At 38.1% G+C, this 14,996-nt stretch carries 13 protein-coding genes and 1 other RNA gene; 12 read left to right on the top strand and 2 right to left on the bottom strand.

From position 1 onward, the window contains the following. The 4 genes from KSHG_RS15900 to KSHG_RS01920 all read left to right on the top strand — a co-directional run. Positions 1 to 283 (top strand): DnaD domain-containing protein (locus tag KSHG_RS15900; RefSeq protein WP_010301027.1); only part of this gene is annotated, 283 nt, incomplete at its 5' end. After that, a complete protein-coding gene (locus KSHG_RS18665) occupies positions 280 to 423 on the top strand; it encodes a hypothetical protein (protein ID WP_235728332.1) in 144 nt (47 codons plus the stop codon). The genes KSHG_RS15900 and KSHG_RS18665, both read left to right, overlap by 4 nt. After that, positions 424 to 1,083: an endonuclease III gene (nth, locus tag KSHG_RS01925; RefSeq protein WP_010301024.1), complete on the top strand. Its 660-nt coding sequence runs from the start codon at positions 424 to 426 to the stop codon at positions 1,081 to 1,083. Continuing rightward, positions 1,080 to 1,424, top strand: a complete 345-nt coding sequence (locus tag KSHG_RS01920; RefSeq protein WP_010301022.1) for a YpoC family protein — start codon at positions 1,080 to 1,082, stop codon at positions 1,422 to 1,424. The genes nth and KSHG_RS01920 overlap by 4 nt, the downstream gene beginning before the upstream one ends. 148 nt (positions 1,425 to 1,572) lie before the next feature. Here KSHG_RS01920 and KSHG_RS01915 read toward each other — a convergent pair whose 3' ends face one another. Together KSHG_RS01915 and recU are read right to left on the bottom strand one after the other, a co-directional pair. Further along, on the bottom strand, positions 1,573 to 4,095 hold the full coding sequence (locus KSHG_RS01915) for a PBP1A family penicillin-binding protein (protein ID WP_010301020.1): 2,523 nt from the start codon (positions 4,093 to 4,095) through the stop codon (positions 1,573 to 1,575). A 21-nt stretch (positions 4,096 to 4,116) separates the two neighbouring features. Beyond that, on the bottom strand, positions 4,117 to 4,746 hold the full coding sequence (gene recU / locus KSHG_RS01910) for a Holliday junction resolvase RecU (RefSeq protein ID WP_010301018.1): 630 nt from the start codon (positions 4,744 to 4,746) through the stop codon (positions 4,117 to 4,119). A 208-nt stretch (positions 4,747 to 4,954) separates the two neighbouring features. Here recU and KSHG_RS01905 point away from each other — a divergent pair, with 208 nt between their 5' ends. From KSHG_RS01905 to KSHG_RS01875, 8 genes are all read left to right on the top strand, one after another. Beyond that, on the top strand, positions 4,955 to 5,323 hold the full coding sequence (locus KSHG_RS01905; protein ID WP_010301016.1) for a YppE family protein: 369 nt from the start codon (positions 4,955 to 4,957) through the stop codon (positions 5,321 to 5,323). Next, positions 5,298 to 7,571 carry a DEAD/DEAH box helicase gene (locus KSHG_RS01900; RefSeq protein WP_026022480.1) on the top strand — a complete coding sequence of 758 codons (2,274 nt, stop codon included), beginning with the start codon at positions 5,298 to 5,300 and terminating at the stop codon, positions 7,569 to 7,571. The genes KSHG_RS01905 and KSHG_RS01900 overlap by 26 nt, the downstream gene beginning before the upstream one ends. Positions 7,572 to 7,757: 186 nt before the next feature. Next, complete coding sequence (locus KSHG_RS15895; protein ID WP_010301012.1) at positions 7,758 to 8,810, top strand: ribonuclease H-like domain-containing protein; 1,053 nt, start codon at positions 7,758 to 7,760, stop codon at positions 8,808 to 8,810. Between the two features lie 47 nt (positions 8,811 to 8,857). Next, positions 8,858 to 9,214: a cell division regulator GpsB gene (gene gpsB / locus KSHG_RS01890; RefSeq protein ID WP_010301009.1), complete on the top strand. Its 357-nt coding sequence runs from the start codon at positions 8,858 to 8,860 to the stop codon at positions 9,212 to 9,214. Between the two features lie 262 nt (positions 9,215 to 9,476). Further along, positions 9,477 to 9,863: RNase P RNA component class B (gene rnpB, locus KSHG_RS17715), an RNA gene on the top strand. 93 nt (positions 9,864 to 9,956) lie between these two features. After that, a complete protein-coding gene (locus tag KSHG_RS01885; protein WP_010301007.1) occupies positions 9,957 to 11,684 on the top strand; it encodes a putative bifunctional diguanylate cyclase/phosphodiesterase in 1,728 nt (575 codons plus the stop codon). Positions 11,685 to 11,690: 6 nt separating this feature from the next. Beyond that, complete coding sequence (locus tag KSHG_RS01880) at positions 11,691 to 12,833, top strand: THUMP domain-containing class I SAM-dependent RNA methyltransferase (protein WP_010301005.1); 1,143 nt, start codon at positions 11,691 to 11,693, stop codon at positions 12,831 to 12,833. A gap of 63 nt (positions 12,834 to 12,896) precedes the next feature. Continuing rightward, positions 12,897 to 14,798 (top strand): ATP-dependent DNA helicase, encoded by a 1,902-nt coding sequence (locus KSHG_RS01875; protein ID WP_010301003.1) that lies wholly within the window; start codon positions 12,897 to 12,899, stop codon positions 14,796 to 14,798. Positions 14,799 to 14,996 lie beyond the last annotated feature (198 nt).

Raw genomic sequence — 14,996 nt, 5'->3', positions numbered from 1 at the left:
GATGCCACTTTGGAATCGTATTTTAGATTGCATGATGTCAGAGAAGCAAGAAGCAGCGCAACAAAAAGCTGATTTTGCAGAAGGGGAATTATTCCGTTTGTTTGAACAAGAGTTTGGACGACTGCTATCACCGATGGAAGCAGAAACTGTTTCCATGTGGTTAGACCAAGACCATCATTCGCCATTATTGATTCGTAAAGCGTTAATGGAAGCGGTATTATCTCAAAAAGTGAATATGCGGTATATTGATCGGATTTTATTCGATTGGAAAAAAATAACGTGAAGACGATTGAAGAGGCGGAGCGTTATTCAGAAAATTTCCGTGATTATAATTTAAAAAAACAATTGAAACAACAAACAGAAGAGAAAAAAACGACGAAAAGAGCGCCGTTTTATAATTGGCTAGATGAGGAGGGTGAATAAATGTTAACAATTAAGCAATGGCTACACTGCTTAGACGAAATGGATCGAATGTTTCCAGATGCGCATTGCGAACTTGTTCATGACAACCCTTTCGAATTAACAATTGCTACGTTATTATCTGCACAATGTACAGATAATCTCGTCAATAAAGTAACGAAAACATTGTTTCAAAAATATAAAACGCCAGAAGATTATTTGGCTGTTCCATTAGAAGAATTAGAACAAGATATTCGCTCTATTGGGCTATTTAGAAGCAAGGCAAAAAACATCCAAAAATTATGCCAACGTTTATTAGACGTTTATGGTGGGGAAATTCCTGCTGTACGCGAAGAGCTTGTGACGCTTCCAGGTGTTGGTCGTAAAACAGCGAATGTCGTATTGTCTGTAGCTTTCGGAGAACCGGCAATGGCAGTTGATACACACGTAGAGCGTATAGCGAAGCGTCTTGGCCTATGTAGATGGAAAGATAACGTATTAGAAGTAGAACAAACAATTATGAAAAAGACGCCTCGTGAGCGCTGGAGTAAAGCGCATCATCAAATGATTTTTTTCGGACGTTATCACTGTAAGTCACAAAAACCCGGCTGTGGGGAATGCCCATTATTTACTTTATGTCGAGAAGGACAAAAGAGAGACAAGAAAGGTCTTGTGAAACATTGATTGAAGTTAATAAAGAAAAGATTACGAAAGAACATGTAGATGCTTGGTTTGCTAATTGGAAACAACAGCAAGAAGCCATTCATGAAGCACATAGTAAACGAGATGCGTCTGTCAAAGTGTTAATGGAGCAAGCAATCACTTTATATGAACAGTTCATTAAAGAGAGCTCAGATGAATCTGTCGTGCGCACAGACGAAACGTATGAAGTGCTACCGATAAATGGGATGGAGCGTTTACAATTTGTTAAAACACGTCCCGGACAATATGCTTGTTATCGACAATTAGATGAATTATTTATTGAAACGAAGAAAAAATGTGCTCGATTGAGACTTAAAAAATAAAAGATCTAATTTACTGAATACAAAAGGCAGACTAAGTTTTAAAACTTAGTCTGCCTTTTGTTTTGTTCAAGGTAAAATGAAAAATGACGCTGTCGACCGACAGCGTCATTTTTTTAGATAGGAGAAATTATTCCAGTCTCTCTTTACTTTATTCGGTTGTTGCTTCAGGTTCTGTATCCGGTCGAACGGAATTTGGATAAGCATTCGTATCTTCCGTTTCATTGGAATTGTTCGAGCTGTTCGAATTGGATGGTTCATCTGTTGCTTCATTTGTATTCGTATTTTCGTTCGAATTTCCATTTGAATTTCCAGAAGAATTATTGGAATTAGACTCATTTGTATTCGGCGTTGATGGTTGCGTCGTCGACGAGTTGTCTGATGGTTTATTTGTCGACGGTTCTGTTGGCTTCGTCGTTGAAGTAGAGTCTGTATTCGAATCTGTATTCGTATCATTTGTCGCTGGTTCTTCGGTTGTTGGTTCTTCGGTTGTTGGTTCTTCAGTTTTTGGTTCTTCAACAACAGGTTCTTCGGTTTTTGGTTCTTCAGTTTTTGGCTGTTCTTCTGTTTTCGCTGGTTTCTCTTCTTCCGTTTTCTCTGGCGCTTTTTGTACAGGCGCTACAGGTGCACTATAAGATGAACCACGAACGTATAATTCTCCGTTGCTACCTTCGACGACAGAGTCTGGTTTTGTGAAGGATGCTGTATTTTTCCCAGCAGAAATAGCTGTCATGACGGACTTGAATAATGTTTGTGGAATGTGTTTTTCATTTAATGTTGACATCCCGGTTTTACGTTCAGGATTTCCTGTCCAAGTAGCGATAGAATATTTCGTTGAATACCCAACGAACCAACTATCTGGTGCCGTTTGACGAGATAATCCGTATTTTTGTAACGTTGCTGTATCAAAGTTTGTCGTTCCTGATTTACCTGCAATGTCTAAGCCGTATACGTTTGCAGCAGTACCGGTTGCACCTGCTTTTGTACTTAGAACATCACGTAGCATATCTGTCACCATATATGCTGTATAGTCACTCATCGCGTCTGTAGGATCTGGTGTGTATGATTTAGATGTTTTACCATCACGATATACAATTTTCTTCACAGCGTGTGGCTCTGTGTAAATCCCATTATTACCAAATGCTGCGTAAGATGCTGCCATTTGAATAGGAGATACGGTAATAGAACCACCACCGATTGCTTCTGATTCATAAATGGCCTCGTCAGTTTTGATTCCGACATTTTCCATAAATTTCTTCGCTTTCGTTGCACCGACTTCACGGAATGTTTTGACGGCTACTGTATTACGTGAACGATATAATGCTTCACGTATAGACATATTACCTAAATAAGCGTTGTCGACGTTTGTGACCGTTTTAGATGAGCCAGAATAATTAATTGGTTCATCGGATACAGTCGTACTCGTTGACCATTGTTTATTTTCAATGACAGGACCGTAATCAATTAAAGGTTTCATCGTCGAACCTGGTTGGTGTTTACTTGCAGCTAAGTTCAACCCGCGTTCAGGACCATAATTTCGACTACCACCGACAGCGGCAATTGCACCTGTTTCGGTATCAACAACGGCCATACCTGCTTGTAAGTCATCTCGACCTAAGAAGGTTGCATCATTGTTTAAAGCAGCTTCAACGGATTTTTGAGCAGTGGGATCTAAGTTTGTATAAACGCTAATTCCTTCTTCTAACGCTTTTTCATCACCATTTTCATCAAGTTCTTTTAATACGACATCGATGTAAGCATCATATTTTGATTCAGCTGCTGCTTGACGTTTGTTTTCAGGTAATAATCCTTTTTTTATATTTACTTTTTGTGCAGCTGTCATTTCAGCTTTTGTAATTTTTTTATTGTTGTACATGAGTCGAAGTACGACATTCCGACGTTTTTCTGCACGATCTGGATTTTTGAAAGGGTTATAAGCATTCGGTGCTTGTGGCATACCTGCTAATACAGCCATTTCATCCAATGTTAAGTCTTTTAACTCTTTGCCATAGAAATAATTTGCTGCTGTACCGAAGCCGTAAATACGACCGGACATTAACACTTTATTAAAATACATTTCAAAAATTTCATCTTTTGAATATTCGCGCTCTAATTGCATAGAAAGGTACGCTTCTTGTACTTTACGTTTCATTGTTTTTTTGTTTTCAAAAAATGAGTTTTTAATCACTTGCTGTGTAATTGTCGAAGCACCTTGCGAGCCGAAGCCATTTCGGACGTTGGCAACAACTGCACCACCTAAACGCCAAAAATCAATTCCGTGATGTTCGTAAAAACGGGCATCTTCAGCTGATAAAATCGCATCTTGCATTTCTTTTGGAATGTTTTCATATTTTACATTTTCCCGTTCTTCATTACCCATCGAATAAAACTCTTTGCCGTTTATATCGAAGAATTTAGAAGAAATAGGATCTTTTAGATTGTCTTCGTTTAACTCTGGTGAAGTGAATGCGAAGTAAGCAAATACGCCACCACCTACTAAAAATAATAAAATACAAAGGGAAACAAGTCCGATTAAAATACGTTTAAAGAGCGATTTTTTTGGTTTTGCACCTTTGCTAGATTTTTTAGATGTCGGTTTTTTCGTAGATGGTTTGCGACGTCTTTGTTGATCTTGCATTTTGCGACGTTGTTCGCGTGTCATTTTTTCATCCACAGATAATCCCTCTCTTTCTGCCTATTGTTTTAATAGGAGTTCGTCTACCGCTTTTAAATAATCGAGCCGCGGGGCATAGCTCTCCTTTATTTCAAATGCTTGCTCTTCAAAAACGCTCAGTGGAATGGATTTCCGTTCGCCGCGATGCATGTTCTCCCATGCACTTTCTAACACTTGGAAAGGCAAAATGAAAAAGCGTTCTAACGTAGAAAAGCTTACAAATAAAAAACAAATTCCTCGTTGTGCTGTTGCTTGTTTCATATGAATGACTTGGTGTTCATGAACGTTTTGCAAAGGGAAAGACGTTTTGTTTTTCGTCTCTTTCGCATCAAAGTCGATATAATGTCCTTTGTAAACACCGTTGTAGTCTGTCGTAGAAGGCGTTCTGAAATAAGCTTCTTGTATAACTGCAGCACTTCTAGAAGGGTACGCTACTTTGACGATTTGTATAGGAACAGGTTTCTTGTGAATGACAGCGATGCCACGTTCCAAGTAAAAAGCATTCGATTCATCAATTTCATCTTCGAGTCTTTTCCCACGATTACTAAATTGAAGTAAGTCTTGTGCTTTTTTCGCTGACGAAGTTGTTTTTTGCTTCGGATCATTTTGTTTTGGAATGAATTTTTTTCCGTTCGGATAACGAATCGTCATAAGTAGGACCTCCTTTTAAGTATTCATCATACCATAATTTTATTTTAGACTGCCTCTTTGTTCCTCAGAAGATATTAGCAATGATAATACGTATTTGCAACTTTGAAAGTTTCAAATATCGCTAAAAGAATCATTTTGACTTATACTAAAAGGTACATAGAAAAGAATATTTGTTCGCATATTAAGGAATTTTGAAAAGGAGCAAAACATGAAGAATAATTTAACAAAATTAATTTTGGCACAATGTGATACGAGTTGGGCACGATTTTTGCGTTTTAGAGAATTGGAATACGACCCAGACTTTTTTAACGAAGTGAAGCCCTATGCCGATCACATAGATGGGGTTATAAAAGAATGGAAGCAAGAGATGGAAATGTGGATTGCTGAAGAACAGCCTAAATACGTACGCATGGCTCAAATCGACAATGCTTCAGAGCAATTAGGACAAGTTGTCGTACAATCTTTTTATCGAAAAACGAGTAAAAAACGATTTTTTGAATCAATTCAAGCTGTGAAATATACGTGTGAAACGATTTTACGAGCTAGAGGAGATGACGGTTATGAGAAAGACGCTTGAACAAGTAATTGAAGCGTTTCGAATGGATGAACAGTTTAAAGACCAAATTGAACACGTACGAGTAATTCCTGCGACAGCGGGCGACTATGCACCACTGCCAGCGGATTTGCATCCGAAGTTACGAAGCGCTTTAGAAAAGCGTGGGGTAGTATCACTTTATTCTCATCAGCGAGAAGCGTATCAATTTGCACGGTCAAAACAAAGTTTCACAGCCATTACACCGACAGCATCGGGGAAGTCGCTTTGCTATCATTTACCGGTTTTACAAACGATTTTAGAAAATCCATCTGCAAGAGCGCTTTATTTATTTCCGACGAAAGCGTTGGCACAAGATCAAAAAAGTTCGGTGAATGCACTAATCGATGAAATAGGTGAGCCGATTTTAAGTTATACGTATGATGGCGATACAGCACCTGGCATTCGCTCCAAAATTCGTAAAGCAGGACATATCGTCATGACGAATCCAGATATGCTCCATTCAGGTATTTTGCCACATCATACGAAATGGGTTTCGCTTTTTGAAAACTTGCAGTATATTGTCATTGATGAGCTACATACGTATAAAGGGGTTTTTGGTTCTCACGTAGCGCATGTTTTGAGAAGGTTACAACGAATTTGTGCTTTTTACGGTAGTCATCCGACATTCATTTGTACGTCTGCAACGATTAAAAATCCGAAACAACTTGCCGAAAATTTGACGAATACTACGCATCAACTTATTCAAAAAAGTGGAGCGCCTACAGGCAAAAAAACATTTTTATTTTACAATCCACCTATTGTATATCCGACATTTGGTATTCGACGAAACGCTATTTTAGAAGTGAAAGAAATTGCGAAGCATTTGTACGAAAGTAAAATTCAAACGATTGTTTTCGCTAAAAGTCGTGTGCGCGTAGAAATGCTCGTTACGTATTTAAAGTCCTTAACAGCTAAAAGAATTAACGATGAATCAATTCAAGGATATCGTGGAGGCTATTTACCTTCTGAAAGACGGGCGATTGAAAAAGGGCTTCGTGAAGGCACGATTCAAACAGTCGTTTCGACGAATGCGTTAGAACTAGGTGTAGATATCGGTCAATTACAAGCGTGCATTATGACAGGCTATCCAGGGAATATTGCGAGTGCATGGCAACAAGCTGGTCGCGCGGGGAGACGACAAGAAGATGCTTTAGTCGTATACGTAGGGCAATCGACTGCACTTGATCAATACATTATGAATCACCCTTCCTACCTATTAAAAAAATCACCTGAAGAGGCACGTATTTTCCCTGAAAATATGTTAATTTTATTAGACCATTTAAAATGTGCTGCGTTTGAATTGCCATTTAAAACGGATGATTTTTATGCCGAGTTTGATGTGGAAGACTTTTTAGATTTCTTCGTTGAAGAAAGCATTTTAATTAAAACGAGCGATACGTGGCATTGGATGGCGGAAAGTTTCCCGGCACATGAAATTAGCTTACGTTCAGCATCACAAGAAAATGTCGTCATTATCGACCAATCGGTACCGACTAAAACGCGCGTCATCGGCGAGATGGACCGATATAGTGCGATGACTTTATTGCATGATGAAGCGATTTATTTACATCAAGGCACACAATTTCAAGTGGAAAAACTCGACTGGGAAGAAAAGAAAGCGTACGTCACAGAAGTAGACGTTGATTATTTTACCGATGCGAATTTGGCAGTCGAGCTTAAAGTGATTTCAGAAGATAAAGAACGTCAATTTGATGGTTTTGTCGTTGATTACGGAGACGTAATGACACTCGCAACTGCAACGGTATTTAAAAAAATTCGTTTCGGCACGCACGACAATATCGGCTCAGGTCCAATTCATTTACCTCCTGAAGAATTACACACGTCGAGTACGTGGCTGAGCTTTGAATTTCCAGATGGTTGGAAAGAAGAGGAATTATCGAGTGCGATGACGGGTGTTGCCTATGCAATGAATAGTTTTATTCCGCTGTACATTCAAAGTGACCGTAGTGATGTTCACGTCGTACCACAAGTGAAAGCAATTCATAACGGTCAGCCAACATTTTTCGTATACGATCGATACCCAGGTGGAATCGGTTTGAGCGAACGTGTGTATGATTTGTGGGAACCGTTATTAGAACGGGTATATGAACACGTAGAAGCGTGTCCTTGTCAAAATGGATGTCCCGCTTGTATTGGTGCGCAAGATGCCGGCGAAACGGGTAAAGAACATGTGAAACAGTTTTTAGAAAAAGTTTTAAAACGAGGTTGATGCTATGTCTTACGAATCGAAACTGATTGCAATGAAGAAAAATTTAAAAAACGTCCTGTTGCGAACCGAGTAGCACCTATTCAAAAGCCCGAACGACCTATGTATACAGAAAAATGGGAGCAGGCAGGATTAAGAGCTATTGAAAATAAGTTCGGAACCGTTTTTTTGAAGGAAGTTCATTATCCAATGGATTACGTTCACGGTAAGTATCCTCTTCATTTGTTGAAAGAAGCGGTTGCTCGTTGGCAAAATACGAACCATCCAATCGGTACGACGGAAGAAGAGTGTCTCGTTTTTTATGATACGGAAACGACCGGTTTAAAAGGAGTCGGTACGTATATTTTTCTAAACGGTTTGTTGACGATGACAGAAACAGATTTCGTTTTGAAACAATTCGTTCTAGCAAATCCAAGCCATGAAGAAGCCTTTTTGTATGAATCGAAACTGTGGCAACCGAATCAAACGATCGTTACGTATAACGGGAAAAGCTTCGACTGGCCACAACTTGAAACACGCTGGACTTTACATCGTGCACAACTACCTACATTGCCGAAACAACGTCAAATTGATTTAATGCATAGTGCAAAACGAATTTGGAAAAAAGAGTTACCGAATATGAAACTGTCAGAAATTGAGCGTAGTAAGTTAGCGTTTCATCGCCAAAATGACGTTCCGGGGTATTTAGCACCTCCTATTTATTTGGACGCTGTTAGAAGCGGGGAAACGAATGCACTGATGACGATTTTAAAACATAATGAGTATGATTTATTGTCGCTCGTAACATTGTACATCGAAGCGAGTGCGCTCTTGACGACGATTGACGGAAACGAAACAGCTAAGACGTACACGAATATTGGAAAATGGTATAAAGATTTAAAAGAGCCATCTGATTCAATGTATTATTTAGACGACGTTACGCACTCATTCCATCAAACGGAAGCTGCCGAAGCGTATTTTTTGAAAGGTTTTTTACTTAAAAAACAAGGGAATTTCGAGGCGGCTTACGATAGTTTTGAGAAGAGTGTACATCATCTTGACAATAGACAGCAAATTGAGGCGTATGTCGAACTAGCGAAACTTTCAGAACATCAATTCCGTCATATAGAGCAAGCGATTGGTTGGGTAGAACGTGCAATTTCTGAACTAGAACGTGCGACGTGCTTTAAAGAAAGTACGCGACAAAGCTATTTACAAAAACAGCTGCATCGAATGCAACGATTACACAATAAGTTATTGTAATTTTTATGCTATACTATAAAAAAATAGATGATAGAAGCGAAAGGACGATGGATTTGGACATTAAACTATCTGCGAAAGTTATATTAGATAAAGATTTCAAAACAGGCCTACGAGGCTATAGTCAAGATGAAGTAGATCAATTTTTAGATGAAATCATTCAAGATTACGAAAGCTTTGAACAAGTGTTGAAACAAAAAGATCAAAAGATTGCACAGCTTGAGGCACAATTAGCTGAAGCACCTCAAACACCTACGCGTCTTAAAAAAGAAGAACCGGTAGTGGAAAAGGCTGTAGTACACCCTACAGCACAAACTGGTACGACAAATTACGATATTTTAAAACGTATTGCGAATTTAGAAAAGCGCGTTTTCGGCGATAAATTGTACGATGATTTCGCTGATTAATGGGTCAAATGTATAGTTGGGACTACGTATGTAGAAATAAAATGATTTGAACTGGATTTCACTGAACGATACTGTTGAGTGAAGTTCAGTTTTTTTTGAAAAGAAAATTCGTTGAATTATCTAGAGCTAGTAAAGTCTCTGTGAACAACGTCATTAAAACTGAATTGTCTGAAGAAACTTACTTATTGTGATAGATGAAAAAATATACGAAAGACCTTGTCATGATACTTTTGAAGGACTATAATAGGTTACAGCATCATAGATGAATGAGTAATCGCTGTAACACGCAAGTGTTGCTGAGGAAAGTCCATGCACGCACGGTTCTGAGATGACCGTAGTGATCGTGTTTCGCGAATAAATAAGCGGAAGTAGCTGAAATGCTAACGGCGGAAGGAAAACCTAAGTCTTAGGATATGGTTGACACTTCATGAAAGTGCCACAGTGACGAAGTCTGCTTGGAAACTTGTAGAGTGGAACGAGGTAAACCCCACGAGTGTGCAACCCAAATTATGGTAGGGGCGTCGTATCGAAGGAATTGAACGGAGATATGGATCCATCGTATTTACACGATGGGTAGATAGATGATTACTACCCGGCGTACGAGGCTTTGGCCGCTTGAGTACTAGGGCACAAAACATGGCTTATAATTCTATATGATGTATTTTAATTTAAACATTTTTAGCTCTCCTCTTCTCTTTTAGTGGAGAGCTTTTCATTTATAAAGGGAAATGGTGATGAACGGATGGAAGTGAATCAGCTCGATTTGAATGAATTCAAACATTTGATTTCAGAAGGTGTGCATAGTACAGTCTTCAACGGTGTTGAAGAGGGGATTATGATTACAGATTGTGATTCTCGAATCATTCGTGTTAACACTGCTTTTGAATTTGTAACTGGTTATAGTGAAAAAGAAGTTCTTCATCAAAGACCGAGTATTTTAAACTCTGGCATTCATAATCGGACATTTTACGAAAAAATGTGGAAAACTGTTTTTGATAAAGGACAGTGGTCAGGGGAAATTTGGAATCGTCGTAAAACCGGCGATATTTATCCGGAATGGTTGACGATTACCGCTATAAAAAATGAACAAGGTGTCATTACGAATTATTGTGGGATTTTTGAAGATTTATCTGAACAGAAAATGACTGAAAAAGAATTAGAACGTCGTAAATTAACGGATATTTTAACCGGTGTTTCTAATCGATATTCTTTTTTAGAACGAATGGAAGTACTTCTTCAATCCTCGATGAATCATAAGTATCATCATGCCCTTTTATTTTTTGACTTAGATCGTTTTAAACAAGTGAATGAGACGCTCGGTCATGAAGTAGGAGATCGTTTACTCATTGAAGTGACCGAACGCTTGCAAGGAATATTGAAAAATAAAGATATTTTAGCACGTTACGGTGGCGATGAATTTATCGTTACGGCGACGAACGTACATAACGTACAAGAGGTCGCTCGCATAGCAGAGAAGATTACGACGCTTCTTTCAGAGCCTTTTTGTATTGAAGGCCAACAAGTATATATTTCTACGAGTATCGGCGTTAGTTTGTATCCAGAAGATGGACAGACAGCTAATACGCTCATTAAAAAAGCGGATCAAGCGATGTATTATGCGAAGCAAAATGGTCGCAATCAATTTGCTTTTTATTTTGATGATTTACAAGTGGACTCCAAACGAGTATTACTATTAGACAATGAATTGCGTCATGCAATTCGCCAAAAAGATTTTGAATTGTATTTTCAACCGAAAGTAGATGTAAAGAAAAATGAAATTTCAGGTGTAGAAGCACTCGTTCGCTGGAACGATGACAAACTCGGCTTCGTATCGCCTGCGGAATTTATTCCGTATGCAGAAGAGACAGGGTTAATTATACCGATTAGTGAGATTGTCATTGAAAAGGCATGTGAAGCACATCAATTGTTGAAACAACGAGGCGAAGAAAATATAAATATTGCGATTAATATTTCAAGTATTCACTTCCATCAACAAAATTTCATTGAATCTATTAAACATACGTTTGAACTTTACAATTGTTCGCCGAACTTTTTCGAGTTAGAACTTACGGAACGAACGGTCATGACGAATGAACGAGATACGATTCAAAAATTAATTGAACTGAAAATGATGGGCTTCAAATTGTCTATTGATGATTTTGGTACAGGCTATTCATCTTTAAGTTATCTCGTACAATTTCCATTAAATTATTTGAAAATTGATCGTAGTTTTATTCAATCAATTACATCGATTGCTGATAATGAAGCGGTAGTTGATGCTATTATACAAATGGCCCATCGTCTGCATATGAAAGTCATTGCAGAAGGTGTGGAACAGAAAGAACAAGTTAAATTGCTACAGCAAATGGGCTGTGATATGATTCAAGGATACTATTACTCGAAACCATTACCAATCCTAGCTTTAGTGGATTTTATCGAATTTTGGAAATTAGAAATAAAAGGGGAATAATAAAGAATGACAACCTATCAATTAGTAGCAACAGCTGCAATGGGATTAGAATCAATCGTCGCAGACGAATTAAAAGCTTTAGGCTACGCGCCACATATCGACAACGGTCGTGTTTATTTTGAAGGAACAGAACGTGATATTGCACGTACGAACTTATGGTTACGTGTATCAGATCGTGTCAAAATTGTTGTAGGAAAATTTCCAGCGAAAACATTTGATCAATTATTTGAAGGTGTTAAAGCATTACCGTGGGAAAAATTCATGCCAGTTGATGCAGAGTTTCCTGTAACAGGTAAATCAGTGAAAGCGACACTATACAGTGTACCGGATTGCCAAGCGATTACGAAAAAAGCAATCGTTGAACGCTTAAAAGGTCACTACCGTCGTTTAGGTTTCTTAGAAGAAACAGGTCCTAAATTTAAAGTAGAAGTGTCTATTTTAAAAGATATGGTGACATTAACAATCGATACGTCAGGTAAAGGTTTACACAAACGTGGATACCGTACAGAACAAGGGGAAGCACCATTAAAAGAAACGATGGCAGCAGCACTTGTTTACTTATCACGCTGGTCACCTTCTCGTCCATTCGTAGATCCTTTCTGTGGTTCAGGTACAATTGCACTTGAAGCAGCGATGATCGGACAAAATATCGCACCAGGATATAACCGTGACTTCATTTGTGAAGACTGGCCAATGATGGATTCGAAAATGTGGGAAGAAGTACGTGCAGAAGCAGATGCAGCGGCAAACTACGATCAACCATTAAACATTATCGCTTCAGATATTGACCACCGTATGGTCGAAATGACGAAAAATAATGTTATTGAAGCAGGATTTGCAGATATCGTACAAGTAAAACAAATGCAAGTACTCGATTTTACCACGAACTTTACAGATGGTGTTATGATTGGGAATCCACCATACGGGGAACGTATTGGTGAAAAAGAAGAAATTGAAAAAATGATCAACGGAATGGGCACAATGATGCGTAAATATCCGACATGGTCTGTTTATATGCTTTCTTCAATGGAAGCCTTCGATAAAATTTACGGTAAAAAAGCAACGAAAAAACGTAAATTATTCAATGGAGCAATGAAAACGGAATACTTCCAATTCTGGGGTCAACGCTCACCACGCAAACCACAATAATAAAGAGGCGGGAGGGACAATTCGTTCCTTCCGTTTCCTTGTCAAAGGAAAGGGGCAACTGGAATGAGACAATCAATTCCATTTGAATTATCAAAAGATAAATCATTTTTCGATTCATTAGGTGATTGGATCGGTGACGTTCTATACGATGAGCTTCCTGAAAAAGGGTTGGAAATGCGTGATGAACAAATTTTTATGGCATACCAAATTGAAAGTGCCTTACGTGAAAAATCGGTCCTATTTGCAGAAGCAGGTGTAGGAACAGGGAAAACAATTGCGTATTTACTCCCTTCGATTGCGTATGCACGTTATACTGGGAAGCCAGCTTTAATTGCTTGTGCAGACGAAACATTAATTGATCAGCTCGTAAAAGAGGGCGGCGATATTTATAAATTACAACAATTACTGGATTTAAAAATTGACGTTCGTTTAGCAAAATCACGCGATCAATATTTATGTTTAAAACGTTATGAAGAAGCAGAACAATTTTTAGATGGTGATTATTTAGATGAAATCGCTGTATCGATTCCAGAAGGCGTATACGGAAGCGGTAAGCTAGAACCATACGGTCAACGCAGCGATTATCCAAATATCTCAGATCAAGAGTGGTCACAAGTGAATTACAATGCGATTCAACAGTGCCAAGTATGTGATATTCGAAATCGTTGTGGTCAAACGCTTCATCGCCAAAACTACCGCGAATCGACAGATTTAATTATTTGTTCACAAGACTTTTACATGGAGCACATTGCAACGAAAGAATCACGTGAACGTGAAAGTCAAACACCTTTATTACCAGAAGTATCAATGGTCGTATTTGATGAAGGACATTTATTAGAATTCGCTGCACAAAAAGCGATGACGATTAAAATTCAAGATTATACAATCGTGAAAGTACTAGATCGTTTAATGGTAGATGGCGTTCGTGAAAAAACGTTGAACTTAATGGAAGAACTACAAGATGGACATGAATTATTTTTCGATCAATTGCGTGATGATGTCATCGACTCGACAGAAGAACGTAAGCGTATTAAGAAAAGTGATATGCTATTGAAAATCGGTAAACGTGTCATTAGTATCGTAGAACAACTATTTGAAGAATTCGTCTTTGAATCTGAAATGTATATTATTCCTGAATACGAAATTCGTATGGCAGAAGAATTTTTAGAACAATATGAAGAAGCGATGCGTATTTTCATCGGTAATGGAGATGCCGTTGACTGGTTAGAAGATACAGATGGCGAGGAAACGCTCGTTATTATGCCACATTTAATTACAGAAGTGCTATCGAAAAAAGTATTTTCTAAAAAAATCCCATTCATTTTCTCATCAGCGACATTGTCGATTGATAAAAACTTTAGCTATATCGCATACAGCTTAGGTATTAAAAAGTTTGAATCCTTTACAGTAGCGTCTCCATTCGATTATGAAGAAGTAATGGGGATTAATATTCATAAAGCAGCCCAAGAAGACAAAACAGCTGTCGTAAAACAATTGTTAGAAGATCCACAACAAACATTGATTTTATTTAAATCAAAACAATCGATGGATACGTTTAAAAAGCAATTAGGTGACGTAGCTGAAACGATTGCATTTGAAGGAGACCGTGAATTATCGTCTATTATTCGCGACTTCCAAAATAAAAAAATGCAGACGATTTGTTCGTATCATTTATGGGAAGGATTGGACTTACCAGAAGAAGCGCTAACACGCGTCATTATTTTTGATTTACCATTCCCGCCACATGATCCACTGTTCGATGCAAAACGTAGTTTCGCAGATGATCCATTTGATGAAGTCGAATTACCATACATGTTATTACGTATTCAACAAGGAATGGGTCGATTAATTCGTACGTCAAATGACCACGGTACGATTGAATTACTTCTAAACGAAGAAGAGCAACAATCTATTGATGCAATCAAACCAGTATTTGCTGTAGAACCAACATTAATCGAAGAATAGTAAAATCTTAGTCAAATAAAAAGGCAAGCACGGTTTTAAATCGTACTTGCCTTTTTTTATTACTAAACAATTGTATTGTCTTTATATTTTGCTTGATAGACAAAACGTGTTACACCGGCATTGTCTATTTCAAATAGCTGCTCAGAATAAAAGGCAGCTTGTACGGCAAAAGAGCAAGACATTAATTTACAAAAATCG

Origin of the sequence: Kurthia senegalensis (assembly GCF_000285595.1) — a bacterium.
In the GTDB taxonomy this organism is placed as follows: domain Bacteria; phylum Bacillota; class Bacilli; order Bacillales_A; family Planococcaceae; genus Kurthia; species Kurthia senegalensis.
Note: the sequence above shows the minus strand (reverse complement) of the source record. Positions and strands in the feature narration are given on the sequence as shown.